Source organism: Roseovarius sp. ZX-A-9, assembly GCF_028369135.1.
Lineage (GTDB): Bacteria > Pseudomonadota > Alphaproteobacteria > Rhodobacterales > Rhodobacteraceae > Roseovarius.
The window spans coordinates 41,060-64,225 of the sequence record NZ_JAPWHW010000015.1 but is presented as its reverse complement, the minus strand read 5'-3'; the positions used below and the strand labels follow the sequence as shown (position 1 = coordinate 64,225).

Annotated in this window: 20 protein-coding genes and 1 pseudogene; 13 read left to right on the top strand and 8 right to left on the bottom strand. The window is 65.1% G+C overall.

The features are described from left to right. Nucleotides 1-47: 47 nt before the first annotated feature. Complete coding sequence (locus O3306_RS14940) at nucleotides 48-734, top strand: rhomboid family intramembrane serine protease (protein ID WP_272008748.1); 687 nt, start codon at nucleotides 48-50, stop codon at nucleotides 732-734. A 38-nt stretch (nucleotides 735-772) separates the two neighbouring features. On the opposite strand, the gene murJ is transcribed toward O3306_RS14940, so the two are convergent. Next, nucleotides 773-2,314, bottom strand: coding sequence for a murein biosynthesis integral membrane protein MurJ (murJ, locus tag O3306_RS14935; RefSeq protein WP_272008746.1), 1,542 nt, complete (start codon nucleotides 2,312-2,314; stop codon nucleotides 773-775). A 315-nt stretch (nucleotides 2,315-2,629) separates the two neighbouring features. Between murJ and O3306_RS14930 the strand changes: the two genes are divergently transcribed. Next, entirely contained in the window at nucleotides 2,630-2,935 is a 306-nt protein-coding gene (locus O3306_RS14930; protein WP_272008744.1) for a type II toxin-antitoxin system Phd/YefM family antitoxin, read from the top strand. Between the two features lie 129 nt (nucleotides 2,936-3,064). On the opposite strand, the gene O3306_RS14925 is transcribed toward O3306_RS14930, so the two are convergent. From O3306_RS14925 to O3306_RS14915, 3 genes are all read right to left on the bottom strand, one after another. Then, nucleotides 3,065-4,048 carry a hypothetical protein gene (locus tag O3306_RS14925; protein WP_272008742.1) on the bottom strand — a complete coding sequence of 328 codons (984 nt, stop codon included), beginning with the start codon at nucleotides 4,046-4,048 and terminating at the stop codon, nucleotides 3,065-3,067. 400 nt (nucleotides 4,049-4,448) lie between these two features. Next, entirely contained in the window at nucleotides 4,449-7,196 is a 2,748-nt protein-coding gene (locus tag O3306_RS14920; protein WP_272008741.1) for a [protein-PII] uridylyltransferase, read from the bottom strand. 59 nt (nucleotides 7,197-7,255) lie between these two features. Then, complete coding sequence (locus O3306_RS14915) at nucleotides 7,256-8,440, bottom strand: penicillin-binding protein activator (protein ID WP_272008739.1); 1,185 nt, start codon at nucleotides 8,438-8,440, stop codon at nucleotides 7,256-7,258. An 86-nt stretch (nucleotides 8,441-8,526) separates the two neighbouring features. Here O3306_RS14915 and rsmI point away from each other — a divergent pair, with 86 nt between their 5' ends. The 4 genes from rsmI (at nucleotide 8,527) to O3306_RS14895 (ending at nucleotide 11,711) form a co-directional block, all read left to right on the top strand. Further along, on the top strand, nucleotides 8,527-9,414 hold the full coding sequence (gene rsmI, locus O3306_RS14910) for a 16S rRNA (cytidine(1402)-2'-O)-methyltransferase (protein ID WP_272008737.1): 888 nt from the start codon (nucleotides 8,527-8,529) through the stop codon (nucleotides 9,412-9,414). Next, a complete protein-coding gene (locus tag O3306_RS14905) occupies nucleotides 9,411-9,824 on the top strand; it encodes a YraN family protein (protein ID WP_272008735.1) in 414 nt (137 codons plus the stop codon). The genes rsmI and O3306_RS14905 overlap by 4 nt, the downstream gene beginning before the upstream one ends. Before the next feature lie 61 nt (nucleotides 9,825-9,885). Then, nucleotides 9,886-10,821, top strand: coding sequence for a glutathione synthase (gene gshB, locus O3306_RS14900; protein ID WP_272008732.1), 936 nt, complete (start codon nucleotides 9,886-9,888; stop codon nucleotides 10,819-10,821). After that, on the top strand, nucleotides 10,818-11,711 hold the full coding sequence (locus O3306_RS14895; protein ID WP_272008730.1) for an alpha/beta hydrolase: 894 nt from the start codon (nucleotides 10,818-10,820) through the stop codon (nucleotides 11,709-11,711). Before gshB ends, O3306_RS14895 begins: the two co-directional genes overlap by 4 nt. Here the strand turns inward: O3306_RS14895 and O3306_RS14890 are convergent. From O3306_RS14890 to cobU, 4 genes and pseudogenes are all read right to left on the bottom strand, one after another. Then, nucleotides 11,689-13,112 (bottom strand): annotated as a pseudogene (locus O3306_RS14890) (YifB family Mg chelatase-like AAA ATPase). The gene O3306_RS14895 and the pseudogene O3306_RS14890 sit on opposite strands and share 23 nt — an antisense overlap. 68 nt (nucleotides 13,113-13,180) lie before the next feature. Then, nucleotides 13,181-14,053 (bottom strand): glutathione S-transferase, encoded by an 873-nt coding sequence (locus O3306_RS14885; RefSeq protein ID WP_272008728.1) that lies wholly within the window; start codon nucleotides 14,051-14,053, stop codon nucleotides 13,181-13,183. 60 nt (nucleotides 14,054-14,113) lie between these two features. Further along, nucleotides 14,114-14,686 (bottom strand): histidine phosphatase family protein, encoded by a 573-nt coding sequence (locus O3306_RS14880; RefSeq protein WP_272008726.1) that lies wholly within the window; start codon nucleotides 14,684-14,686, stop codon nucleotides 14,114-14,116. Then, nucleotides 14,683-15,204, bottom strand: a complete 522-nt coding sequence (cobU, locus tag O3306_RS14875) for a bifunctional adenosylcobinamide kinase/adenosylcobinamide-phosphate guanylyltransferase (protein WP_272008725.1) — start codon at nucleotides 15,202-15,204, stop codon at nucleotides 14,683-14,685. Before cobU ends, O3306_RS14880 begins: the two co-directional genes overlap by 4 nt. Before the next feature lie 108 nt (nucleotides 15,205-15,312). Here cobU and O3306_RS14870 point away from each other — a divergent pair, with 108 nt between their 5' ends. From O3306_RS14870 to lysA, 7 genes are all read left to right on the top strand, one after another. After that, nucleotides 15,313-16,191, top strand: coding sequence for an RNA polymerase factor sigma-32 (locus tag O3306_RS14870; protein ID WP_272008722.1), 879 nt, complete (start codon nucleotides 15,313-15,315; stop codon nucleotides 16,189-16,191). After that, nucleotides 16,188-16,952, top strand: coding sequence for a ChaN family lipoprotein (locus tag O3306_RS14865; RefSeq protein ID WP_272008720.1), 765 nt, complete (start codon nucleotides 16,188-16,190; stop codon nucleotides 16,950-16,952). The genes O3306_RS14870 and O3306_RS14865 overlap by 4 nt, the downstream gene beginning before the upstream one ends. 102 nt (nucleotides 16,953-17,054) lie before the next feature. Beyond that, nucleotides 17,055-18,248, top strand: coding sequence for a bifunctional phosphopantothenoylcysteine decarboxylase/phosphopantothenate--cysteine ligase CoaBC (coaBC, locus tag O3306_RS14860; RefSeq protein WP_272008718.1), 1,194 nt, complete (start codon nucleotides 17,055-17,057; stop codon nucleotides 18,246-18,248). A 36-nt stretch (nucleotides 18,249-18,284) separates the two neighbouring features. Further along, the gene (gene dut / locus O3306_RS14855; protein WP_272008716.1) at nucleotides 18,285-18,746 is read left to right on the top strand and encodes a dUTP diphosphatase; all 462 of its coding nucleotides are present in this window, start codon (nucleotides 18,285-18,287) and stop codon (nucleotides 18,744-18,746) included. Beyond that, the gene (locus O3306_RS14850) at nucleotides 18,746-19,801 is read left to right on the top strand and encodes a HesA/MoeB/ThiF family protein (RefSeq protein WP_272008714.1); all 1,056 of its coding nucleotides are present in this window, start codon (nucleotides 18,746-18,748) and stop codon (nucleotides 19,799-19,801) included. The genes dut and O3306_RS14850 overlap by 1 nt, the downstream gene beginning before the upstream one ends. Before the next feature lie 3 nt (nucleotides 19,802-19,804). Further along, on the top strand, nucleotides 19,805-21,817 hold the full coding sequence (locus O3306_RS14845; RefSeq protein ID WP_272008711.1) for a M3 family metallopeptidase: 2,013 nt from the start codon (nucleotides 19,805-19,807) through the stop codon (nucleotides 21,815-21,817). 74 nt (nucleotides 21,818-21,891) lie between these two features. Next, on the top strand, nucleotides 21,892-23,157 hold the full coding sequence (gene lysA / locus O3306_RS14840) for a diaminopimelate decarboxylase (protein ID WP_272008709.1): 1,266 nt from the start codon (nucleotides 21,892-21,894) through the stop codon (nucleotides 23,155-23,157). Nucleotides 23,158-23,166: the final 9 nt, after the last annotated feature.

Sequence of the window (23,166 nt, the reverse complement as noted above, 5' to 3'; positions counted from 1 at the left end):
GCCTCGCTTACCCATGCACCAAAGCCCCGTCAAGCAGAGGCCCGATCATGCGCAGTCCGGAAACCGAAAGCCCCCTCAACCCGTTGCCTCCCGTGGTGATGGCGTTGTTTCTAGCAATCATCGGAATAGAGATCGCCATTTCGCTGGGCGCACGGGGTATCATCGGCGGCCCCGGGGCCATCGGTTGGCGGCAGGCGGCGATACAGGATTACGCGTTCAATTCGCAAGTGATGCAGTGGATGTGGACCAATGGCCGCTATCCGCCCGAGCATCTGGTGCGGTTCGTGACCTATCCGTTCGTGCACGGTGATTTCACTCATGCGTTGTTTGCCGGGGTAATGTTGCTGGCGATGGGCAAGTTCGTCGGCGAGATATTCAGCGGTTGGGCGGTTCTTGCGGTCTTTGTCAGTTCTTCCATTCTGGGCGCTGCGTTCTACGCCGCGTTTGTGGTCGACCCGCCTTGGGTTTACGGCGCGTTTCCGGGGGTTTACGGCCTGATTGGCGCCTTCACCTATCTGCTCTGGCTCAAGCTCGGAGAACTGGGGGCAAGGCAGACGCGGGCCTTTGCGCTCATCGGGCTACTGATGGGCGCGCAGTTGCTCTTCAGCCTGCTCTTCGGTGCGAACATGCGGTGGCTGGCCGATGTGGCCGGGTTTGGCGCCGGCTTTGTCCTGTCGTTTTTCGTCAGCCCCGGCGGCTGGCGCAAAATCCATCAGCGGCTGCGCGGACGCTGAGGCGAAAGACGGCCCGCGAAGGTCCCGAGAGCCGCAGATCAGCCCCGCCGGAATGCGCTGCGCAGCGCCCGTTTGTCAAAGGCCCCAAAGAGCCGCCCGAACAGCCCGTAGGTGAGCGCGCCGAGAAGGATCAGCACCAACAGCGCCAGCCAGCGCCAGCCGCTCAGGCCAAGAAACGGCCCGATCAGCAGCACACCTGCCCAGAGCACCGCCCCCATCAGCAGCGCCGCGAGGGTGATCCGCCAGAGACGGCGGCGAAACCGCGCGTCGAACCGTGCGACATCGCCAAAAGGTCTGGTTCCACGCAACAGCAGCCAGACCATCGCCCAGCCCGCGACGGTGGTGGCGATGGCCGCGGCGATCCAGCCGATGAACGGCGCAAGCCCGATGGCAATGACGACGTTCACCACCATCGCGACCACCGCGTAGTGAAACGGACGCCGGGTATCTTCGCGTGCAAAATAAAGCGGTTGCAGCACTTTCTGCAACACGAAGGCGGGCAGGCCCAGCCCGTATATTGCCACCGCCAGCGCCGTGGCGGCAGTGTCGTCGGTGCCGAATGCGCCGCGCTCGAACAGGACGGTGATCAGCGGAATGGGAATGACCACCAACGCCACGGCGGCGGGGATGGTCAGGGCCAGTGAAATTTCTCCGGCGCGGCTCAGGGCTTCGCGGGCGCCGAGGTCGTCGCGGGCGCGCAGGCGGCGGGACAGGTCCGGGAGCAGGACGATGCCGACGGCGATTCCGACCACGCCCAGCGGCAGTTGATAGAGCCGGTCGGCGGCGTAAAGCCAGCTGACCGCGTTCTCGAAATTACTGGCAACCTGTTGACCAACAAGCAGATTTATCTGCATGACGCCCCCTGCCAAAGCCGCCGGAACGGCGATGCGCACGAGCTGGCGCATCTCGGGCGTCCAGCGCGGGCGGACGAGGCGGATGTTGCGACCGGCGCGGTGGGCGGCGACCCAGACCAGCGCGAGTTGTACAACTCCGGCAAAAGGGATCGTCCAGACCAGCGCCTGCACCACCTGCCCGCCGGTCATCACCGCGTAGCCCATCGCGGTGCAGAGCATCACGTTCAGCATCACCGGAGCGGCGGCGGCGGCGGTGAAACGCCCGGTCGCGTTCAGCACGCCGGACAGCAGCGCGGCCAGCGAAATGAACAGAATGTAGGGAAACACGACGCGGCCAAACTCGACCGTCAGATCAAAGCGTGCGTCGCCGGAAAACCCCTCGGCGGTGGCCCAGACCAGCGCCGGCATGAACACCATCGCCAAGCCCGTCAGAGCCAGCAAAACAAGGGCCAGACCGCTCATCGCGAGGCTGGCGAACCCGTCTGCGTTCTCTTCCGCTTCGAGCCGTTTGGAGAACATCGGCACGAAGGCCGCGTTGAACGCGCCCTCGGCAAAGAAGCGGCGGAACAGGTTGGGCAGGCGGAACGCCGCGACAAAGGCATCCATCAATGGGCCGGGGCCAAGAAACCCCGCGATCAGAACGTCGCGGACAAAGCCCAGCACGCGGCTGAGCAGGGTCCAGACGCCGACGGTCAACACACCGGCAAGAAGGCGTGGGGGTTTCATGGGCGGACCTCTGGCCAAGGGATCGATCCCCCCCCGATTAGAGGACACAAGCCCCGGCGAAAAGGCCCATCGGTACGAAAACCCCGTCCGAACCGCACGGGTGGGCCGCACGAGAGGCCACAAAAGCATAGCGGTTTGCAGGTTTTCGCCGCATCGGGACGGGGCGGCGCGCGGATCTGTCCGGTTCGGACGGGGAAACCGTACGAGAGCGCCGCACAGACCGCATGGGGCAACGCGCGGCGGGTTAAGCGGCTGACAAGATTTGCGGCGCAGGATGGCGCAGACGCAAACCGGGCCAGAGCAGAGAGCCGCGCCATGAGCCAGATCGACACCACCCCGGTGCCCGAGGTGAGCACCGACCATTTCCGCAGCTACCTGCGCGACTACCTCGACCAGGTGCGGATGCAGGGCTCGCGGCTGATCGTGACCCGCCGGGGCCGCCCCATGGCCGGGCTGGTCCCCGCCCACGAGGCCCGCGCGCTATGGCGCGTGGCCAATACCCGAGAGGACTATGCCGAGTGGAAGATGCTGCAACGCCTGAACGAGGACCGCCGCCTGCGCATGGCGTTGCTGGAAGAGGCCGAAGCCAGGAGGCGCGCGGAGTTTGCGGCGGGGCGGTGATGGGGGGGAAGATAAACATTCTTTTAGGTGGCTCAAATCTCGCTTCGTTACTCTACAGCTTTTGGCAATCACTGCTAGGGCTACGCCTTTAGAAAAAAACGTTCCGAATTCACGATTAGATAATTATTTTCATTTTGCGATCCAGACTTTCTCGTGCTGTTCGGGATATGTATCTTTTGATAGCTTGACTTCAGATGAAACGTAGCCTCGCTGAACCGACTGAAGCCCAGTCCAGAACCCACGGAGGTCTCGGAGACGCGATCTTTCTGTATAGTCAATGTAGTGTTTTTCAACCACTCTACCTTCGTATCGCTTAAAAATACAGATGTGCTTCGGTTCGTCACCCTTTAATTTCCAGAGTTCATCGCGCGCTTCCTTCAATGCGGTTAAATAGATTTCCACGAAAGGTTCAGTCGCTTTTCGAAAATCCTCATGACAAACAGCAAGGCATGAAAGAAAGCCTCGCATGAAAAATTTTAGGTCAAGGTATTGATAACCTAAATCCCGAACTTCCTCTCGAGTCGAGGATTTTATTTTGTCCGAATTACAAAATTCAGTGACTGAAATTTTGGGATCTATCGTGATACGGTGGCGGGATGCAGCCCCATCGCGCATGTCACCTGTTTCAGAAAGGTTTGAGCTGCTAAAGATGATATTGGTTAACGGCAACTGACGATGTTGTGCATGGTTTCGAAGTGCGTACATAACGCGATACTCAATACTTTCATCAAATGCAGACGAGAAGCTGGGACAAAGGTCGATTTTTGTTTCTGTCAATTTTGACAACAAAGAGGTTTTCCGATGTAGCTGCTCTTCGTACACTCTTGAAGCCGTAAGCGCCGAAATTAGCTTAAGGTTCGCACCTTGGCGGACGTCATCAAAGAAATGATTCATGTCACGCTGCATATCTTTCTGGTAGAAATAGGATATACCGAGGCTAAGAAAGTACTCTTCAAGTTCTATAAATGAATTAGCGAGAAGCGAGAAGGTATCCTCTAAATCCCAAATAGGCTTTATGACCGCATTCGCGTGCAGCAATTCCTCATAACGCACTGTGTCAATCTCAACAATTGCCCCACCAATATAACCCTCTGATAACTGAAAATTATACATGCCATATCCCACTAGCGCTAACCACTTCCATAAATAACTCCATCCAATGACCGTTACAAGTAACGCGAAAACTGATAAATTGAATGGATCGTCTACGTGAACATGGAAGTTTCAGTTCACTCATAACAACACAACAGCAGTCGTGGCTGGCAAATAATTTGAAACCCGGCAACAGCCCCCCAGCCCGGAATCAAGGCGCGCTTTGCGCGCCGCCGGGCAGCGCCCGACCGCCCCCACGCCGGAGGCGTGCTTACAGCACGACGGACGGGCGCTTTGGCAGCGTTGGCTCCTTCAATCGTCGTGGGATGTGGCCGGGCGATAAAGTGGCCCATTCAAGCGGGGCGGCGCCCACCCGCGGGCGGGCGCTGCCCGGCATGGGCGGTGGTGGCGATCCGCCCCCTCAGGTAATCGCGCGTTCAGCGCCTTCGGCGATCGCGGCGCGCAGTTTGCGGTCGAGGGCGGCGCGTTTGGCCTCGGAGTAGAATTTCAGGCCGAACATGTCCTTGACATAGAAGGTGTCCACCACCTGCTCGCCATAGGTCGCGATCACGGCGCTGGCGATATAGACATTGGCCGCCGCCAGGGTGCGCGTCAGGTCGAACAGCAGCGCGGGGCGGTCGCGGGTATCGACCTCGATGATCGTGTAGATCTCGGACCCTTCGTTGTCGAAGGTGATATGGGTGGGTACCCGGAAGGCGCGTTCGCGTTTCTTGATCTTGTCGCGCGACTTGATCGCGTCGCGGGCCACGACCTCGCCCTTGAGGGTCTTGAGGATGGTCTGGCGCAGGCGCGGCAGGCGGGCGGTTTCGAACGGGTGGCCGTCGGCGTCCTGTATCCAGAAGGCGGCGGTGGCAAAGCCGTCCTTTGACGTATAGGTGCGCGCGTCCACTACGTTGGCCCCCACCAGCGCCAGCGCCCCCGCCAGCCGCGAGAACATGCCGGGGTGGTCGGCCATGGCAAAGCAGGCGCGGGTGGCGTCGCGGTCGTCGTCGGGGTGCAGGTCGATGCCGATCTGGTCGGCGTCGAGATCGCGCAGCAGGGTGGCAAAGACCACATGCGCGGTGACGTGCAGGCCCTGCCAGTAGGGCGGGTAGTGCCGCGAGGTTTCGGCCTTGAGCGCCTTGGCGTCCCAGCCCTTGAGCGCGGCGCGCAGGTTGCGCTTGGCGTCCGAGCCGCGCTGTTCGCGGTTGAGATCCTCCAGCCCGCCTTCCATGGCGCGCAGGGTCTGGCGGTAGAGCGCGCGGATCAGCGATGCCTTCCAGTTGTTCCAGGTGCCCGGGCCCACGCCGCGGATGTCGCAGACCGTCAAGGCGCAGAGCAGGTCGAGCCGCTGCTTGGTCTGCACCGCCTTTGCGAAATCGCGCACGGTGCGGGGGTCGGCGATGTCGCGTTTCTGCGCCATGTCGGACATCAGCAGGTGGTAGCGCACCAGCCACTCGACGGTGTCGACTTCCTTGGGTTTCAGGCCCAGCCGGGGGGCGACGCGGCGCACGATCTGCGCACCCAGGATCGAATGGTCCTCGTCCCGTCCCTTGCCGATGTCATGCAGCAGCAGCGCCACGTAGAGCACCCGGCGATTGACGCCCTCTTTCAGGATAGAGGAGACAACCGGCAATTCCTCGATCAGCTTGCCGCGCTCGATCCGGCTGAGATGGCTGATGCACTGGATGGTATGCTCGTCCACCGTATAGCTGTGATACATGTTGAACTGCATCATCGCGACGATCGGCTCGAATTCGGGGATGAAGGCGCTGAGCACGCCCAGTTCGTTCATGCGCCGCAGCGCGCGTTCGGGGTTGCCGTGTTTCAGCAGCAGGCCCAGGAACAGCTTTTGCGCTGCCGGGTCGGCCCGCACGCTGTCGTCGATCCGGTCCAGATTGGCGGTGACAAGGCGCATCGCGTCGGGGTGGATCAGCAGGCCGGTGCGCAGCCCCTCTTCGAACACGTGCAGAAGGTTCAGCGGATCAGAGAGAAACGCCGCCTCGTCCTTGATCGCCAGACGCCCGTGGACCTCGATATAGCCGTCCTTCAGCGCGCGTTTGCGCCGGAACAGGCGTTGCAGCAGCGGCTCTGACTTGACATGCGCCGCCTCCAGCTTGGTCAGGAAGATGCGGGTGAGATCGCCCACCGCGGTGGCGTGGCGGAAATAATGTTGCATGAAATGCTCGACCCCGCGCCGCCCGGCGCGGTCGGAATAGCCCATCCGCTCGGCCACCTCGACCTGCAGATCAAAGGTGAGCTGATCATTCGGCCGCTTGGTGATCAGGTGCAGCTGGCAGCGCACCGCCCAGAGGAAATTCTCGGCCTCACTGAATGTCTTGAATTCTTCTTCGGTGAACATGCCGTTGGCCACCAGATCGGCGGCGTCGGAGACATGGTAGAGATATTTGGCGATCCAGAAGAGCGATTGCAGGTCGCGCAGCCCGCCTTTGCCTTCCTTGACGTTGGGTTCGACCATGTAACGCTGGCCGCCCTGTTTCTCGTGGCGCAGGTCGCGCTCTTCCAGCTTGGCCTCGGTAAAGGCGCGTTCGGTATCCTTGAACACCTCGTTCCACAGCCGCTGGTTCAGATCCTCTGCAAGCTGCGCGTCGCCGGTCAGCCAGCGGTTTTCGAGCAGGCCGGTGCGGATGGTGAAATCTTCCTCGGCGCGGCGCAGGCAATCGGGGATCGTCCGGCTGGCGTGGCCCACGTCCAAGCGCAGATCCCACAGGATGTAGAGCATCGATTCGATGACGCTCTCGGCCCATGCGGTGGTCTTGTAGGGGGTGAGAAACAGCAGATCGACATCTGACCGCGGCGCCATTTCGCCGCGCCCGTAGCCGCCGACGGCGACCACCGACAGCCGCTCGGCGTTGGTCGGGGTCGGGTTGGGGTGCAGCCGCCCGGTGGCAAGTGCAAAGGCCGATTTGACGATGCAATCGGTCAGCCAGGTGTAGCTGTGGATGGCGGGCCGGGCCGCAAAGGGTTCAGCGGTCAGGGCGGCGGCAATGGCCGCGCGCCCGCGCTCTTTCTCTTCGGCCAGAACCATGACGGTGTGTTTGCGCAACGCCGGGCCGTCGCCGTCGGGCCCCTCTGCCAGCGCCGCGGCAACGCGGGCCTCGTCGAAAATGTCCGACGCAGGGCAGATCAACTGCGGCGTATCAGGCACGCCCGCGCTGGCCGCACCATCGTCTGTAGCGGCGGTGGCCTCATTGGCAGCGGCGTCAGTCAGAATCCGGCTCCACCAAAGCTCTGGGGTGCCGGATCCAGGATAACGAGTTTCTTGTCCCGGATCGTGGCGACGGCCAGACCGCGCTGGTTGGTGCCATCAGGCAGCAGGCGAAAGACGCCGCCGGTGCCCTGAAAACCGGCGCTCTGGGTCAGGCTGCTACGCGAAAGCGCATCGCGGTTGCCGCGTTTGGCCAGCGCGCCGATGGCCGCGATTCCGTCATAGGCCAGGCCTGCGACGGCATGCGGAAACTTGCCGTTGGCAGTGTGGAAGCGGGTTTCGAATCGTTGCGATTTCTGCGGATCGGGCATCGCGAACCAACCACCCTGCACGCCGGGCAGGTCCAGCGTCTGGGGCGGTTTGTCCCAGCGGGTGAGGCCGATATACTGGATGTCGGTGGATGACAGACCGTTTTCCGGCAGCATCTGCGAAAACAGCGGCAGCGCGCCGGCAGTGTTGGCGGTGAGGAAAATTGCATCGGCACCGGTGCTCTGCGCGCTGGACGCGATCACCGGGACTGCCGCCACCACGCCTTGCTGCGAGAAATCGTAAGGCACGTTGCCGACGATCGTGGCCCCTGCTGCGGCGGCTGCCTTGGCGATGGCGTCGCGGCCCAACTGGCCGGCGAGGTTGCCGGAATGCACGGTCAGGATGCGGCCCTTGCCGTGGCGGACCGCGTATTTCGTCAGGCGACGGGCGGTATCGTCAAAGGTCTGCCCCAGCACGAAGAGGTTGCCGCCCGCGACGGAGGCATTGTTGGAAAAGGCCAGCACGTTCACGCCCTTGCCCGCCACGGCGACAGCCACCGCATTGGCCGATTCGGCGTGCAGCGGGCCGACGATGATCTTGGCCCCGTCCTTGACCGCGTTCAGTGCCGCCTGCTGTGCCTGGCCGGCCTGCCCGGCGGTGCCATAGACGCGCAGATCGATCTTGACCCCTTGCAGGTCGGCCACCGCCATGCGCGCGGCGGCTTCCAGATCCTTGGCCAGTGCCGCCTCTTGCGCGTTGGCCGCGCCATGGGGCACCAGCAGCGCCACCGTGACAGGTACATTCGGGTCGATCGACGAGCCGCTATTGCCGCCTCCCCCCATCGCCACCGGCTGACAGGCCGCGACAAGCAGCCCCCCGAGCATCAGGGCAATCAGGTGCAGCACCTTGCGGGCAGATGGCAAAACAGCAAACATGGGGTATCTCACTCCGTGATGACGGGCAGGCCGTGCGGGCCGCCGCAGTTCAGGAGTGATAATAAACGTCATGTGGGGCGGGTCTAGTGGTTAAACAGGTTGAGCGAAAACTGGAGCCCGGGCTCTACCTTGTGGCGACGCCGATCGGGACGGCGCGCGACATCACGCTGCGCACGCTGGATATCCTGGCCAGCGCCGATGTGATCGTCGCCGAGGACACGCGCAGCCTGCGCAAACTGATGGATATTCACGGCATCGCCCTGGGCGAACGGCCACTGCTGGCCTATCACGATCATAACGGCGCGCGGATGCGGCCGCGCCTGATGGAGGCGCTTCAGGCGGGAAAATCAGTGGTTTACGCATCCGAGGCCGGCACTCCGATGGTGGCCGATCCGGGGTTCGACCTGGCGCGCGCCGCGATTGCCGAGGGTCTGCCGCTGATCTCGGCGCCGGGCCCGTCGGCGGTGATCACCGCGCTGACGCTGTCGGGCTTGCCCACTGATCGGTTCCTCTTCGCGGGGTTTCTGCCGAATACGTCCTCTCAGCGAAAAACCGCACTCGCCGCGCTGGCGGATGTGCCCGCGACGCTGGTGTTCTACGAATCGCCCAAGCGGGTCGCGGCCATGCTGCGCGACGCCGCAGCCGTGCTGGGCGGCACGCGCCGCGCGGCGCTGGCCCGCGAGTTGACCAAGAAATTCGAGGAGGTCCAGCGCGATACGCTGGACGCGCTGGCCGCCGAAGCCGCGGCAAACCCGCGCAAGGGCGAGATGGTGGTGCTGATTGACCGGGCGCATTCGGAAAATATTAACTTGGGTGAATTAGACAGCATGTTGCGCGATGCGATGCGGCAGATGACGGTGCGCGATGCCGCCGACACGGTTTCGCAGGCGTCAGGGCTGAAACGGCGGCAGGTGTACCAGATGGCGCTGAAAATCGCGGGCGAAGATGCGGCCGCCGAAAAGGATACGGAATGAGCTACCACGTTGATATCGCCACATTGCCCGCCGCCCCGTTGGCGGCACGCCGCGTGCGCGGTGCGCGCGCCTGGCAGTCGGGGGCGGCCGCCGAAGGTATCGCGGTGCGTCTCTATCGCGCGGCGGGTCTTGACCTGCTTGAACACCGCTGGCGCGGTCAGGGGGGCGAAATTGACCTGATATTGCGTGACGGCGACGTGATCGTCTTTGCCGAGGTGAAACAGGCCCGCAGCCATGACGCGGCCCGTGCCAGCCTGCGCCCGGCGCAGATGCGGCGCATTCACGCGGCGGCTTCGGAATACCTTGGCGGGCAGCCGCAGGGGCTTCTCAGCGAGGTGCGGTTTGACCTTGTCACCGTAGATGGCACCGGAGATTGCAAGGTGATGGAGGGCGCGCTGTCGCATTTCTGATTTGCACAGCGCGCGCAGGTAGCGCATGTAATGGCGGCACAATGTTTCAGGGGGCTGCTGCATGAAAATCGCCTTTCAGATGGACCCGATCGGTCCGATCGACATCAACGCTGACAGCAGCTTTCGGCTTGCCGAAGAGGCACAGGCGCGTGGGCATGAGCTGTTTTACTACACGCCCGAGAACCTGGCCTATGACGAGGGCCGCATCACCGCGCGGGGGCAGTCATTGCAGGTGCAGCGCGTGGTCGGTGACCATGCGATCCTGGGCGAGATGACCACGGTCGACCTGGCCGATTTCGACGTGGTCTGGCTGCGGCAGGATCCGCCCTTCGACATGTTCTACATCACCACCACCCACCTGCTGGACCGGCTCGCGCCGGGTACGCTGGTGGTGAATGATCCCTTCTGGGTTCGCAACTTTCCCGAAAAGCTGCTGATTCTCGATTTCCCGGACCTGATGCCGCCCACCACCATCGCGCGTGATCTGGCCACCATCCGCGCCTTCAAGGACCGGCACGGCGATGTCATCCTCAAGCCACTTTACGGCAATGGCGGGGCGGGTGTGTTCCTGTTGAGCGAGGCCGACCGCAACCTGACCTCGCTGCACGAATTGTTCACCGGTTTCAGCCGCGAGCCGCTGATCGTGCAGAAATTCCTGCCTGCTGTGGCCAAGGGCGACAAGCGCGTGATCCTGGTCGACGGCGAGGCGGTAGGCGCGATCAACCGGGTGCCCGCCAAGGGCGAGACGCGCTCGAACATGCATGTGGGCGGGCGGCCAGAGAAGGTCGCGCTCACGGAGCGCGACCGCGAGATTTGTGCGCGCATCGGGCCGCTCTTGCGTGAAAAGGGGCAGGTTTTCGTGGGTATCGACGTGATCGGCGACTACCTGACCGAGATCAACGTGACCTCTCCCACCGGCATTCAGGAGCTGGAGCGGTTCGACGGCGTCAACATCGCCGCCAAGATTTGGGAGGCCATCGAGGCCAAACGCAAGTGAGCCTGCGCCTGCAATTGCTGCGCCCGTATCTGCGGCTTACCGAGAAGCGGCATCTGGCGCGTGCGCAGGACCCCGCGGCGCTGCGCCGCAGTTTCGAGACCAAGGCGAAGCTCTTCTTTCGCACCATTCGGGGCACCCGGTATTCCGAGGCGCAGACCGGTCCATTCGGCGGAATCGAGGTCACGCCGGAAGAGACGCGGCCCGGCCCGCTGATCCTGTATTTCCACGGTGGCGGCTATGTCTTTGGCTCGCCCGCCACGCACCGCGCGATGCTGGCGCGGCTGGCGGCGCTGACCGGTCTTGGCGCGATGCTGCCGCGCTACCGACTGGCCCCCGAACATCCCTTTCCCGCCGCCCCAGAGGATGCGCTGGCCGCATACTGCGCGGTGATGGATCGCCCCGGCGGCGTGATCATCGGCGGAGACAGTGCCGGCGGCGGTCTGGCCCTGTCGCTGCTGGCGCAGATCATCGCGCAGGGGCTGCCGTTGCCGCTGGGCTGTTTTGCGTTTTCGCCGCTGACCGATGTCACCTTCAGCAGCAACAGCATCCGCGACAACGCAAAATCCGACACGATCCTGCCCGCCGAACGTGTGGGTGACATGGCGCAGATGTATCTGGCCGGCCATCCGGCGGATGATCCGCGCGCCTCGCCGCTTTTTGCCAGTTTTTACGGCGCACCGCCGGTCTGGCTGACGGTGGGCGACACGGAAATCCTGCTGGATGACAGCCGCCGCATGACCGAGCATCTGATGACGCAGGGCGTCGATGTGACCTGCATCGTGGAACACGACCTGCCCCATGTCTGGCCTATCTTTCAGACGCTGCTGCCCGAGGCACGGCAGACGCTGGCAGAGCTGGCGGCGTGGATCACATCTCTTTCGCGGCTGTGATCCGGTAGCTGACCGCCTCGGCGACATGCGGGCGACGGACATCTGGCGATCCGTCCAGATCGGCGATGGTGCGGGCCACGCGCAACACCCGGTGATAGCCGCGCGCCGACAGGCCGAACCGCTCCGCCACCTTGAGCAAGAGCGCGCGGCCTGCATCTCGCGGGCGGCCAGAACGCGCGCGGCGACCTGCGCCGAGCTGTCGCCCGCGGGGGGCAGGTCCAGATCGGTGAAGGTGACGGGCGGCACCTCGACCCGCAGATCGATCCGGTCCATCAACGGGCCGCTGATCCGGCCAAGGTAGTCTTCGCCGCAGGCGGGCGCGCGGGCGCAGGCGCGGGCCGGATCGCTGAGGTAGCCGCATTTGCAGGGGTTCGCGGCGGCGATCAGCATGAAGCGGCAGGGATAGGTGATATGGGCGTTGGCGCGGGCGATCATCACCTCGCCCGTTTCGATCGGCTGGCGCAGCGTTTCCAGCACGGTGCGGGGGAATTCGGGGAATTCATCCATGAAGAGCACGCCGTTATGCGCCAGACTGATTTCGCCGGGGCTGGCACGGCGACCGCCGCCGACGATGGCCGCCATCGACGCGGTATGGTGCGGCTCGCGAAACGGGCGGGCGCGATTGATGCCGCCCTCGTCCAGCAGACCGGCGAGCGAGTGGATCATCGACGTCTCCAGCGCCTCGCGGGCATCGAGAGGCGGCAGGATGCCCGGCAGGCGCGCGGCGAGCATGGATTTGCCCGATCCGGGCGTGCCCACCAGCAGGAGGTGATGGCGGCCGGCGGCGGCGATTTCCAGCGCGCGCTTGGCCCGTTCCTGGCCCTTGACGTCGCGCAGATCGCGGCCAGCCGGCGCTTGCAGCACCTCGCCCGGTTCGGCCGGTGGCAGCGGTGACTGGCCGGTATAGTGGCGCACCACGTCTGCCAGGTTGGCCGCGCCGATGACCCGCGCGGCGCCCACCCAGGCGGCTTCGGCCCCTGACCCGAGCGGGCAGAGCAGAGTGCGTGACTCGGTCGCGGCGGCCATCGCGGCGGGCAATGCGCCGACCACCGGGATCAGCGAGCCGTCGAGCGACAATTCGCCCAGCGACGTGGTCTCTTCCACCGCGTCCTTGGGGATGATCTCGAGCGCGGCCAGCAGGGCCAGCGCGATGGGCAGATCGAAATGGCTGCCCTCCTTGGGGATGTCGGCGGGGCTGAGATTGATGGTGATGCGTTTGCTGGGCAGCGCGATGGCCATCGAGTTGAGCGCGGTGCGCACCCGGTCGCGCGCCTCGCTCACTGCCTTGTCCGGCAGGCCGACCAGCGAAAAGGCAGGCAGGCCGGGTGTCACGGCGCATTGCACTTCGACCTGTCTGGCCTCGACCCCCTCGAAGGCAACGGTGTAGGCGCGCGCGACCATTCTGGCCCCTCTTTTGGCGTCAATCGTGGTTAACGGTAGCGCAAGAGGGATTTAAGAAAGGTTAACGCTCAGCCATCGCGCAGCGCGGTGAAGGCGGGCCAGGCGTCGGGGTCTGCCACGGTCTTGTCCCGGCAAAAGGCGTTGCACATGCCGAAGATGCGCCCGTCGGTTTCCATCAGATGCGTGACCGGCTTGCCGGAATAGGGACAGGTGGCATTCTCGGCGGTCCCGGCCTCTACCGCGCGCGCCGTGGCCGGTGTGGGGCCGGGCCATGTGCCCGTGGCGTGGTCCATCCTGTAGCGCTCCAGATCGGGGCCATGTACCAGCCCCATCGCGCGCCAGCGGCAAAAGGACGGATCGGCGAGATGTGCCGCGACATAGGCCTGCGCGGTGTCCGAGACCGCCAGCCCGTAGCCTGCGATACGCGCGGCGACCGGGGCGTAGAAGGCATCGACGATGGAGTAATCGCCGCAGAGCCACGGGCCGTCAGACGCGCAGACCTGCCGCGCGTGGTCCCAGATCGCTTCAAGCCGGCGCAGATCGGCCTCGACCGCCGCTGATGGGGTGACGCCGGTATAGGCCTTGCGCAGGTTCATTGGGCAATCGCTGCGCAGCGCGGTGAACCCGGCGTGCATTTCGGCGGTGAGGGTGCGGGCGGTGGCACGCGCGGCGGGGTCGCTGGGCCAGAGCATCAGGTCCGGATGGCGGCTGGCCAGCTCTTCGGCCAGTGCGATGGATTCGCCGATGATCGCGCCATCGGGGGTGCGCATGGCGGGCACTGTCTTGGCCGGGGCCCAGCCGGGCATCTGGTCAGGCACCGAGCCTTTGCTGAAGCTGACCAGCGTGAGATTGCGGGAGATGCCGAAGCGGTCGAACAACAGCCAGGCGCGCAGCGACCAGCTGGAGTAGGCGTAATCGCCGAGGATGATATCATAGGTCATGCGCCGCAGGATAGCGCCAATGGATGCCCGCGCGTTAACAATGAATTGTGCGGCAGTCGATCACGGCAGGTGATTGATCGTCTCGGCCCGCCAGCGCGGGCCATGCGCCTGCAACACCGTGACCGAAAGGTTGTCGATATGGTGGCCCAGTGCCGCGTAGGCGTCGATCTGCAATGCCTGCTGGACCTGGCTGAGGATCGCGCCGAAATGCGCCACGGCGATGATGTCGCGCCCCGGATGCGCCGCGCGGAGCCGCGCCACGGCACCGCTGACCCGGGCGCTGACCGCGTGCCAGCTTTCGCCGCCGGGAGGGGATATGTCGCCGGGCTCTTCCCAGAAACGACGCAGATGCGCGGAGTCATCAACCGAATCGAAATCCTGTAGCTCCCAAGCGCCGAAATGGATCTCGCGCAGGTCGGCATCATCAGGCAGGCGGCTGCGGCTTTGCTGAATGGCATCTGCGGTGGCGCGCGCACGAATGAGGTCAGAGGAAATCACCAGCGCGTCGCGAGGCAGATAAGCATCGAGCCGCGCAAGCTGTGCCGTATCACTGAGGTCGGCTGGCAGATCGGACCAGCCAACCATGGATTTGGCGTGGGTCGGGCCGTGACGGACCCAGTAGATGCGGCTCATGGCAGCGTCCCCTTGAGCGCCATGGGCAGCCCCGCCATCACCAGCGCCACCAGATCGGCCTGCGCCGCGAGCCGCTGGTTCAGCCGCCCCTGCGCGTCGCGGAACCGGCGCGCCAACGCATTGTCGGGCACGACCGACAGGCCCAGTTCGTTCGACACGATGATGACCTGCGCGCGGCAGGCCGCCAGACCGGCCATCAGCGCGGCCTCGGCCACGTCCAGATCATCCCCGGCCAGCATGTGATTGCTCAGCCACATGGTGGCGCAATCCAGCAGGACCACCTGATCGGCGCGCGCCTCGGCCAGCACCGGGCCGGGATCAAGCGGGGCCTCGATCGTGTGCCAGCCGTCGCCGCGCAATTGTTGGTGGCGGGCCACCTTCTGCGCCATCTCGGCGTCAAAAGCCTGTGCCGTGGCGAGATAGATGCGGGCCCGCCCGGTGTCACGGGCCAACCCCTCGGCGAACGAAGATTTGCCAGAGGCGGAACCACCGAGGACCAGTGCGCGTTGCCCAAACATGGTAGTAAACTCTTTTTTTTGATCCGGGTTGATTTGCCCTGCGTACCACCGGGTGCAAGACTGAGAAAGGGCGCAAAGCAAGATGCGCCATGAGATCGGGGGGAACCGATGGCACAGGACATGCATGACGAGCGCGCAATGTCGCGCAAGGCGATGAAGGCGGAACTGCTGGACGCAGAGACCGAGCTGGCGCTGGCCTATGCCTGGCGCGATCACCGCGACGAGGCGGCGCTGCACCGGTTGATCACCGCCTATATGCGGCTGGCGATTTCGATGGCGTTCAAGTTTCGCCGCTACGGCGCACCGATGAACGATCTTATCCAGGAGGCCGGGCTGGGCCTGATGAAGGCCGCCGACAAGTTCGACCCCGACCGCGGGGTGCGGTTTTCGACCTATGCGGTGTGGTGGATCAAGGCCAGTGTGCAGGATTACGTGATGCGCAACTGGTCGATGGTGCGCACCGGCAGCACGTCGTCGCAGAAATCGCTGTTTTTCAACCTGCGCCGGGTACAGGCCCGGCTGGAGCGTGAAGCGATGGCCGACGGGGTGGAACTGGACAGCCACCAGATGCGCGAGATGATCGCGCAGGAGGTGGGCGTGCCGCTGCGCGATGTCGAGATGATGTCGGGCCGCCTGTCGGGATCGGATTTTTCGCTGAACACGACGCAGAGCGCCGAGGACGAAGGCCGCGAATGGATCGACACGATCGAGGATGACGGCCTGCGCGGTGACGAGCAGGTGGAGCAGGCGCATGACCGCGCCGCGCTGCGCCGCTGGCTGACCAAGGCGATGGCACGGCTGAACGACCGCGAGCGGCTGATCGTGCGCGAGCGCAAGCTGCGTGACGAACCGCGCACATTGGAAAGCCTCGGGCGGGAGCTGAACCTGAGCAAGGAGCGTGTGCGTCAGTTAGAGGCCGCAGCCTTTGCCAAGATGCGCAAGACGCTTGAAGCCAATGGCAGCGAGGTGCATAGCCTGCTGGCATGATCTGCCGCATTGCCCTTGTCTGTAGCCTGCTCGGCCTGCCCGCCATGGCGCAGGATGTGTGGCTGCTGGGCGAGGTGCATGACAATCCCGACCATCACCGCATACAGGCCGAAATGACGGCGCAGATCGCGCCCGCCGCGCTGGTGTTCGAAATGCTGACCCCGGAGCAGGTGCGCGCCGCCCTGCCCGCGCTGCGCGGAGACCGGCAGGCACTTGAGGCCGCGCTGGGCTGGGCCGAGAGCGGTTGGCCCGATTTCGGGCTTTATTATCCGATATTTGCCGCCGCACCCGCGGCGCCGGTCTATGGCGCGGGCGTGCCCAGACCGGTGGCGCGGGCGGCGATGGCGGGCGACATCGCGGAGGTCTTTGGCCCCGAAGCTGCCGATTTCGGGCTGACCGAGCCGCTGCCCGACGCCGAACAGGCCGCGCGTGAGGCGGCGCAGATGGAGGCGCATTGCGATGCGTTGCCCGCCGACATGCTGCCCGACATGGTGGCGATCCAGCGGCTGCGCGATGCCACTTTGGCGCGCGTGGCCCTGCGCGCCTATCGCGAGACTGGCGGGCCGGTGGTGGTGATCACCGGCAATGGCCATGCAAGGCGCGACTGGGGGGCGCCTGCGCTGCTGGCCCGCGCCGCGCCCGATCTGGATATACACGCGCTGGGCCAGGGCGAGGACGGCGTACCGCCGGACGGCGTGTTCGATGCGTTGCGCGACGCCCCTGCACCAGAGCGGGACGATCCGTGCGATGCATTCCGATGAGCCCGGTTGCGCGCCGCCGGGCGCGCCTTGGCGTGCGGCTTGCCCTTGTCTCTGGCCGGGTGCGCGCCTAGTCTCTGGCCGGTATCGCAAGGGAGCCGCCGGATGCTGGCCTCGAAGAATATCCTGTTGATCATCGGCGGCGGCATTGCCGCTTTCAAGGCGTTGGACCTGATCCGCCGGCTGCGCGAGCGCGGCGCGACGGTGACGCCGGTGCTGACGCGGGCGGGGGCGGAGTTCGTCACGCCTCTGTCGGTGTCTGCGCTGGCCGGGCACAAGCTGTTCCAGGACCTGTTTGATCTGACCGACGAGGCCGAGATGGGCCATATCGAGCTGAGCCGCAGTGCCGATCTGATCGTGGTGGCCCCGGCCACGGCCGATCTGATGGCAAAGATGGCGCAGGGGCATGCGGATGATCTGGCCTCGACCCTGCTGCTGGCCACGGACACGCCGGTGCTGATCGCGCCCGCGATGAATGTGCGGATGTGGCAGCACGCTGCGACGCAGCGCAACATCGCCGTGCTGCGCGGTGACGGCATCGGCTTTGTCGGTCCGAACGAAGGCGACATGGCCTGCGGCGAGCATGGCCCCGGCCGGATGGCGGAACCGCTGGAGATTGCCGCCGCAGTGGAGACCGCGCTGGCGGACGGGCTGCTGAAGGGCAAACGGGTGCTGGTCACCTCCGGGCCGACCCATGAGCCGATTGACCCGGTGCGCTATATCGCCAACCGGTCGTCAGGCGCACAGGGCACGGCGCTGGCGCGCGCGCTGGCCGCGTTGGGGGCAGAGGTGGTGTTCGTGACCGGCCCGGCGGATGTGCCGCCGCCCGGAGGCGTGGAGGTGATCCGCGTCCAGACCGCGCAGGAGATGCTGGCGGCGGTCAAGGCGGCGTTGCCGGTGGATGCGGCGGTCTTTGCCGCCGCCGTCGCGGATTGGCGCGTGGTGGGGGCCAGTGACTCGAAGATCAAGAAGACCAAGGGCGGGCTGCCGAAGATCGAGTTTGCCGAGAACCCCGATATTCTGGCGCATGTAGCGCAGTTGACGCAGGCGCGGCCCGCGCTGGTCGTAGGCTTTGCCGCCGAGACCGATGACGTGGTGGAAAACGCTACTGCCAAGCGGGCGCGCAAGGGCTGCGACTGGATCGTGGCCAATGATGTGCGTGCCGAGACCGGCATCATGGGCGGCCCCGAGAACGCCGTGACCGTGATCGACGCGCAGGGCGCCGAGACCTGGCCGCGCATGGACAAGGCGCGGGTGGCGGCGCGCCTTGCAGAGCGGATCGCGGCGGCGCTGGCGTAGGATTCAGGTATTTTCGGAAAGATGAAAGGGCGGGGGATGGTGGGCATATCTGTTGTCTGGGATGATGAGGCGGATCGGGAGCTGGGCCTGCCGGTCTATGCCAGCGCCGGGGCGGCGGGGGCTGATCTGCGCGCGAATTTCGCCCCCGGCGCGCGGGATGGTGTGACGCTGGCGCCGGGGCAGCGGGCACTGATACCGACGGGGCTGCGGCTGGCGATCCCGGAGGGCTACGAGGTGCAGATCCGGCCGCGCTCGGGGCTGGCGCTGAAACACGGGATCTGTGTGCCCAACAGCCCCGGCACCATCGATTCGGATTATCGAGGGCCGTTGGGCGTGATCCTGTTGAACACGGGCGATGCGGCGTTTCATGTGGCCCACGGGGCACGGATTGCGCAGATGGTAGTGGCGCCGGTGGTGCAGGCGCGGTTTGATCTGGTCGATGACCTGGATGCGACAGCGCGCGGGGCGGGCGGCTTTGGCTCGACGGGCGCGGGCTGATGTTACTGGTCGTGGTTCTGGCGGGGGCGCTCTGGGGGCTGGGGGCGGTCCTCGGCACGCCCGCGCGGCTGCGTTGGGGCATGATCGGATGTTTGTGGGCCGGCGTCGTGGCGCTGCATCTGGGGCTGCCCGAGGGGCATACGCTGCGGCTGGCGACTGGCGAGAGTGCCGCGCCGTGGCTGTTGCTGGGCGGGTTCGCGGCGCTGGGGCTGGGCTATGGCCGGGTGCTGGGCTGGTTGCGGGCGCGCGCGGCGGCACGGGGGGCGGCGCGAGAGCCGGCAACGCAGCAACGCGGCAGTTTCTCGGATGCGGAGCTGGAGCGCTATGCGCGCCATATCGTGCTGCACGAGGTTGGCGGACCGGGGCAGAAGAAGCTGAAGGCGGCGCGGGTTCTGGTGATCGGGGCCGGCGGGCTGGGATCGCCCGCGTTGATGTACCTGGCCGCTGCCGGGGTCGGCACCATCGGGATCATTGACGACGATGTGGTGGATGCCTCGAACCTGCAACGCCAGGTGATCCATCCCGAGGCCAATATCGGCCTGCCCAAGGTGCAATCGGCCGCAGCGGCCATTGCTGCGCAGAACCCGCATGTGACCGTGCAGCCCTATCACCGCCGCCTGACCGAGGAGATCGCCGCCGATCTCTTTGCCGAATATGACATCATCCTGGAAGGCGTGGACAATTTCGAGACCCGCTACCTGGCCAACCGGACCGCCGCAGCCTTGGGGCGACCGCTGGTGTCCGGCGCGCTGACGCAATGGGAAGGGCAGCTCAACATATTTGACCCGGCGCGCGGCACGCCCTGTTACGAGTGCATTTTCGAGCGCGCGCCCGAGGCACATCTGGCCCCGTCCTGCGCCGAGGCCGGGGTGATGGGCGCCCTGCCCGGCGTGATCGGCGCGATGATGGCCGGTGAGACGATCAAGCTGATCACCGGGGCGGGCACGCCGCTGCACGGTGAGATGCTGATTTACGACGCGCTGCATGCGGATGCGCGCAAGTTCAAACTGACGCCGCGCGCGGATTGCCGTGTGTGCGGTGGAAAAAAGGATTAACTGATGACCAACCCGCTGTTGCGCGACTGGACCGGCCCGTTTCAACTGGCCCCGTTTTCCGAAATTTCGGACGAGGATTTTGCCCCGGCCTTTGACGTGGCGCTGGATGAGGCGCGGGCCGAGATCACGGCGATTGCTGACAATCCCGAGCCGCCCACATTTGCCAACACGATAGAGGCGCTGGAGGCATCGGGCGCGGCGCTGGACAAGGTCTTGTCGGTGTTTTTCACCCTTGCGGGCGCGGACAGCAACCCGGCGCGGCAGGCGTTGCAGCGCGAGTTTTCCCCCAAGCTGGCGGGGTATTCATCCTGGGTGTCGGGCAACAAGGCATTGTTCGCGCGGATCGAGGCGCTGTGGGAGGCGCGCGACACGCTGGATCTGACGCCGGAGCAGACCCGCGTGCTGATGCTGACCCATCGCGGCTTTCGCCGTGCGGGTGCGGCGCTGACCGGGGCCGAGGATGCGCGGATGCGCGAGATCATGGCGCGGCTGGCGGAACTGGGCACCGCGTTCACCCAGAACCTGCTGGCGGACGAGGCCGCGTGGCAGATGGAACTGGGCGAGGATGATCTGGACGGGTTGCCCGAATTCCTGATTTCTGCCGCCCGCGCGGCAGGTGCCGAAAAGGGGCTGGATCGTCCGGTGATCACCCTGTCGCGGTCGCTGATCGTGCCGTTTTTACAGTTTTCCGACCGACGCGACCTGCGCGAGCAGGCGTTCGCGGCGTGGGAGGCGCGCGGGGCGAATGGCGGCGAGACGGATAACCGCGCCATCGCCGCCGAGACGCTGGCGCTGCGCGCCGAGCGGGCACAATTGCTGGGCTATGACAGCTTTGCCGATTTCAAGCTGGAGACCGAGATGGCCAAGACGCCGCAGGCGGTGCGTGATCTGCTGATGCAGGTCTGGGCCCCTGCCCGCGCGCAGGCGCTGGCCGATGCTGAAACCCTGACGCAGATGATGCAGGAAGACGGGGTCAACGGCCCGCTGGAGCCGTGGGACTGGCGCTATTACGCAGAGAAGCGCAGGCAGGCCGAGCATGATCTGGATGAGAGCGAGGTGAAGCCCTATCTGCAACTGGACCGGATGATCGAGGCGGCATTTTCCTGTGCGAACCGCCTGTTCGGGCTGGAGTTTCGCGCGCTGGATGTGCCGCTCTACCACGCCGATTGCCGGGCGTGGGAGGTGACGCGGGATGGCGCGCATGTGGCGGTCTTCATCGGGGATTATTTCGCGCGCGGCTCGAAACGCTCTGGCGCGTGGTGCTCTGCCATGCGGGGTCAGGCGAAATTTCCCGAGCTGCAGGCGCCCGTGGTCATCAACGTGTGCAACTTTGCCAAGGGCGACCCGGCGCTGCTGAGCTATGACGACGCGCGCACGCTGTTCCACGAGTTCGGCCATGCGCTGCATCAGATGCTGTCGGATGTGCGCTACGAGAGCGTCAGCGGCACGTCGGTGGCGCGTGATTTCGTCGAACTGCCGAGCCAGCTGTATGAGCATTGGCTGGAAGTGCCCGAGGTGCTGGCCGAATTCGCGACCCATGCCGAAACCGGCGAGGCGATGCCAAAGGCGCTGCTGGACAAGGTGCTGGGGGCGGCGACCTTTGACATGGGGTTTCAGACGGTTGAATATCTCGGCTCGGCGCTGGTCGATCTGGCGTTTCACGAGGGCACGCCGCCCGCCGATCCGATGGCGCGGCAGGCCGAGGTGCTGGCCGAAATCGGCATGCCGGAGGCGATCACCATGCGCCATGCGACGCCGCAATTCGCGCATGTGTTTTCCGGTGACGGGTATTCGTCGGGGTATTACAGCTACATGTGGTCCGAAGTGATGGATGCCGATGCCTTTGCCGCGTTCGAGGAGGCCGGTGGCCCGTTCGACCCCGAGCGCGCCGCCGCATTGGAACGGCACATCCTGTCGCGTGGTGGATCGGAGGATGCCGAGGCGCTTTACCTGGCGTTTCGTGGCCGGATGCCGGGGCCAGCGGCGCTGCTGAAGGGGCGCGGGCTGAGCGCATAGGGCGAAATCGGCGGCGGTTGTTGCAGCAGGCCGTTACTCTGATATGACGCCAACGGAACAACTGGATTTGCATCATGGATCATTTTCTCTATCGCGACGGGGCGCTGTATGCCGAGGACGTGCCGGTGGCCGAGATCGCGGCCAGCGTCGGCACGCCGTTCTACGTCTATTCAACCGCCACGCTGGAGCGGCATTTTCGCCTATTTGACGAGGCGCTGGAGGGAATGGACCATCTGGTGTGCTACGCAATGAAGGCGGCCAGCAATCAGGCGATCCTGAAGACGCTGGCAGCGCTGGGGGCCGGCATGGACGTGGTTTCGGGCGGCGAATACCTGCGCGCCAAGGCCGCGGGCGTGCCCGGCGAGCGCATCGTATTCTCGGGCATTGGCAAGACGCGCGACGAAATGCGGCTGGCGCTGGAGGGCGGCATCCGCCAGTTCAACGTCGAGAGCGAGCCGGAGATGGAGGCGCTGAACGCGGTCGCGCTGGAGCTGGGGCTGCGCGCGCCGATCACCGTGCGGGTCAATCCGGATGTGGATGCCAAGACACATGCCAAGATCGCCACCGGCAAATCCGAGAACAAGTTCGGCATTCCCATCACCCGCGCGCGTACCGTCTATGCGCATGCGGCGGCCCTGCCGGGGCTGGAGGTGATCGGGATCGACGTGCATATCGGCAGCCAGTTGACCGATCTGGAGCCTTTCGCGCTGGCCTATGCGAAGGTCGCGGAACTGACCGAAGCGCTGCGCGCTGACGGGCACGACATCAGGCGGCTGGATCTGGGCGGCGGGCTGGGCATTCCCTACACGCGCTCGAACACTGCGCCTCCGCTGCCCACCGAATACGGCGCGCTGATCCGCGACACGCTGGGCCATCTGGGCTGCGAGATCGAGATCGAGCCGGGGCGGCTGATCGCGGGCAATGCCGGGCTGCTGGTCAGCGAGGTGATCTATGTGAAGTCCGGCGAGGACCGCGATTTCCTGATCCTGGATGCCGCGATGAACGATTTGATCCGCCCGGCGATGTATGACGCCTGGCACGATATCATCCCGGTGATCGAGCCGAAGCCGGGTGCCGCGCAACAGCCCTACGACATCGTCGGCCCGGTCTGCGAGAGCGGTGACACCTTTGCCCGCGCGCGGATGATGCCGCCGCTTGCCGCCGGGGATCTGGTCGCCTTTCGTAGTGCCGGGGCCTACGGCGCGGTGATGGCGAGCGAATACAATACCCGCCCGCTGATCCCCGAGGTTCTGGTGCATGAGCATCAATTCGCCGTCATAAGGGCACGACCGAGCTTTGACGAAATCATAAATCGCGATACCATCCCCGAATGGCTGTAGCGCGTGGCG

Coding starts and splice junctions, on each gene's coding strand:
- O3306_RS14940 (WP_272008748.1), top strand. CDS start 48: ATGCGCAGTCCGGAAACCGAAAGCCCCCTCAACCCGTTGCCTCCCGTG.
- murJ (WP_272008746.1), bottom strand. CDS start 2,314: ATGAAACCCCCACGCCTTCTTGCCGGTGTGTTGACCGTCGGCGTCTGG.
- O3306_RS14930 (WP_272008744.1), top strand. CDS start 2,630: ATGAGCCAGATCGACACCACCCCGGTGCCCGAGGTGAGCACCGACCAT.
- O3306_RS14925 (WP_272008742.1), bottom strand. CDS start 4,048: ATGTATAATTTTCAGTTATCAGAGGGTTATATTGGTGGGGCAATTGTT.
- O3306_RS14915 (WP_272008739.1), bottom strand. CDS start 8,440: ATGTTTGCTGTTTTGCCATCTGCCCGCAAGGTGCTGCACCTGATTGCC.
- O3306_RS14905 (WP_272008735.1), top strand. CDS start 9,411: ATGAGCTACCACGTTGATATCGCCACATTGCCCGCCGCCCCGTTGGCG.
- gshB (WP_272008732.1), top strand. CDS start 9,886: ATGAAAATCGCCTTTCAGATGGACCCGATCGGTCCGATCGACATCAAC.
- O3306_RS14885 (WP_272008728.1), bottom strand. CDS start 14,053: ATGACCTATGATATCATCCTCGGCGATTACGCCTACTCCAGCTGGTCG.
- O3306_RS14880 (WP_272008726.1), bottom strand. CDS start 14,686: ATGAGCCGCATCTACTGGGTCCGTCACGGCCCGACCCACGCCAAATCC.
- cobU (WP_272008725.1), bottom strand. CDS start 15,204: ATGTTTGGGCAACGCGCACTGGTCCTCGGTGGTTCCGCCTCTGGCAAA.
- O3306_RS14870 (WP_272008722.1), top strand. CDS start 15,313: ATGGCACAGGACATGCATGACGAGCGCGCAATGTCGCGCAAGGCGATG.
- O3306_RS14865 (WP_272008720.1), top strand. CDS start 16,188: ATGATCTGCCGCATTGCCCTTGTCTGTAGCCTGCTCGGCCTGCCCGCC.
- coaBC (WP_272008718.1), top strand. CDS start 17,055: ATGCTGGCCTCGAAGAATATCCTGTTGATCATCGGCGGCGGCATTGCC.
- dut (WP_272008716.1), top strand. CDS start 18,285: ATGGTGGGCATATCTGTTGTCTGGGATGATGAGGCGGATCGGGAGCTG.
- O3306_RS14850 (WP_272008714.1), top strand. CDS start 18,746: ATGTTACTGGTCGTGGTTCTGGCGGGGGCGCTCTGGGGGCTGGGGGCG.
- O3306_RS14845 (WP_272008711.1), top strand. CDS start 19,805: ATGACCAACCCGCTGTTGCGCGACTGGACCGGCCCGTTTCAACTGGCC.
- lysA (WP_272008709.1), top strand. CDS start 21,892: ATGGATCATTTTCTCTATCGCGACGGGGCGCTGTATGCCGAGGACGTG.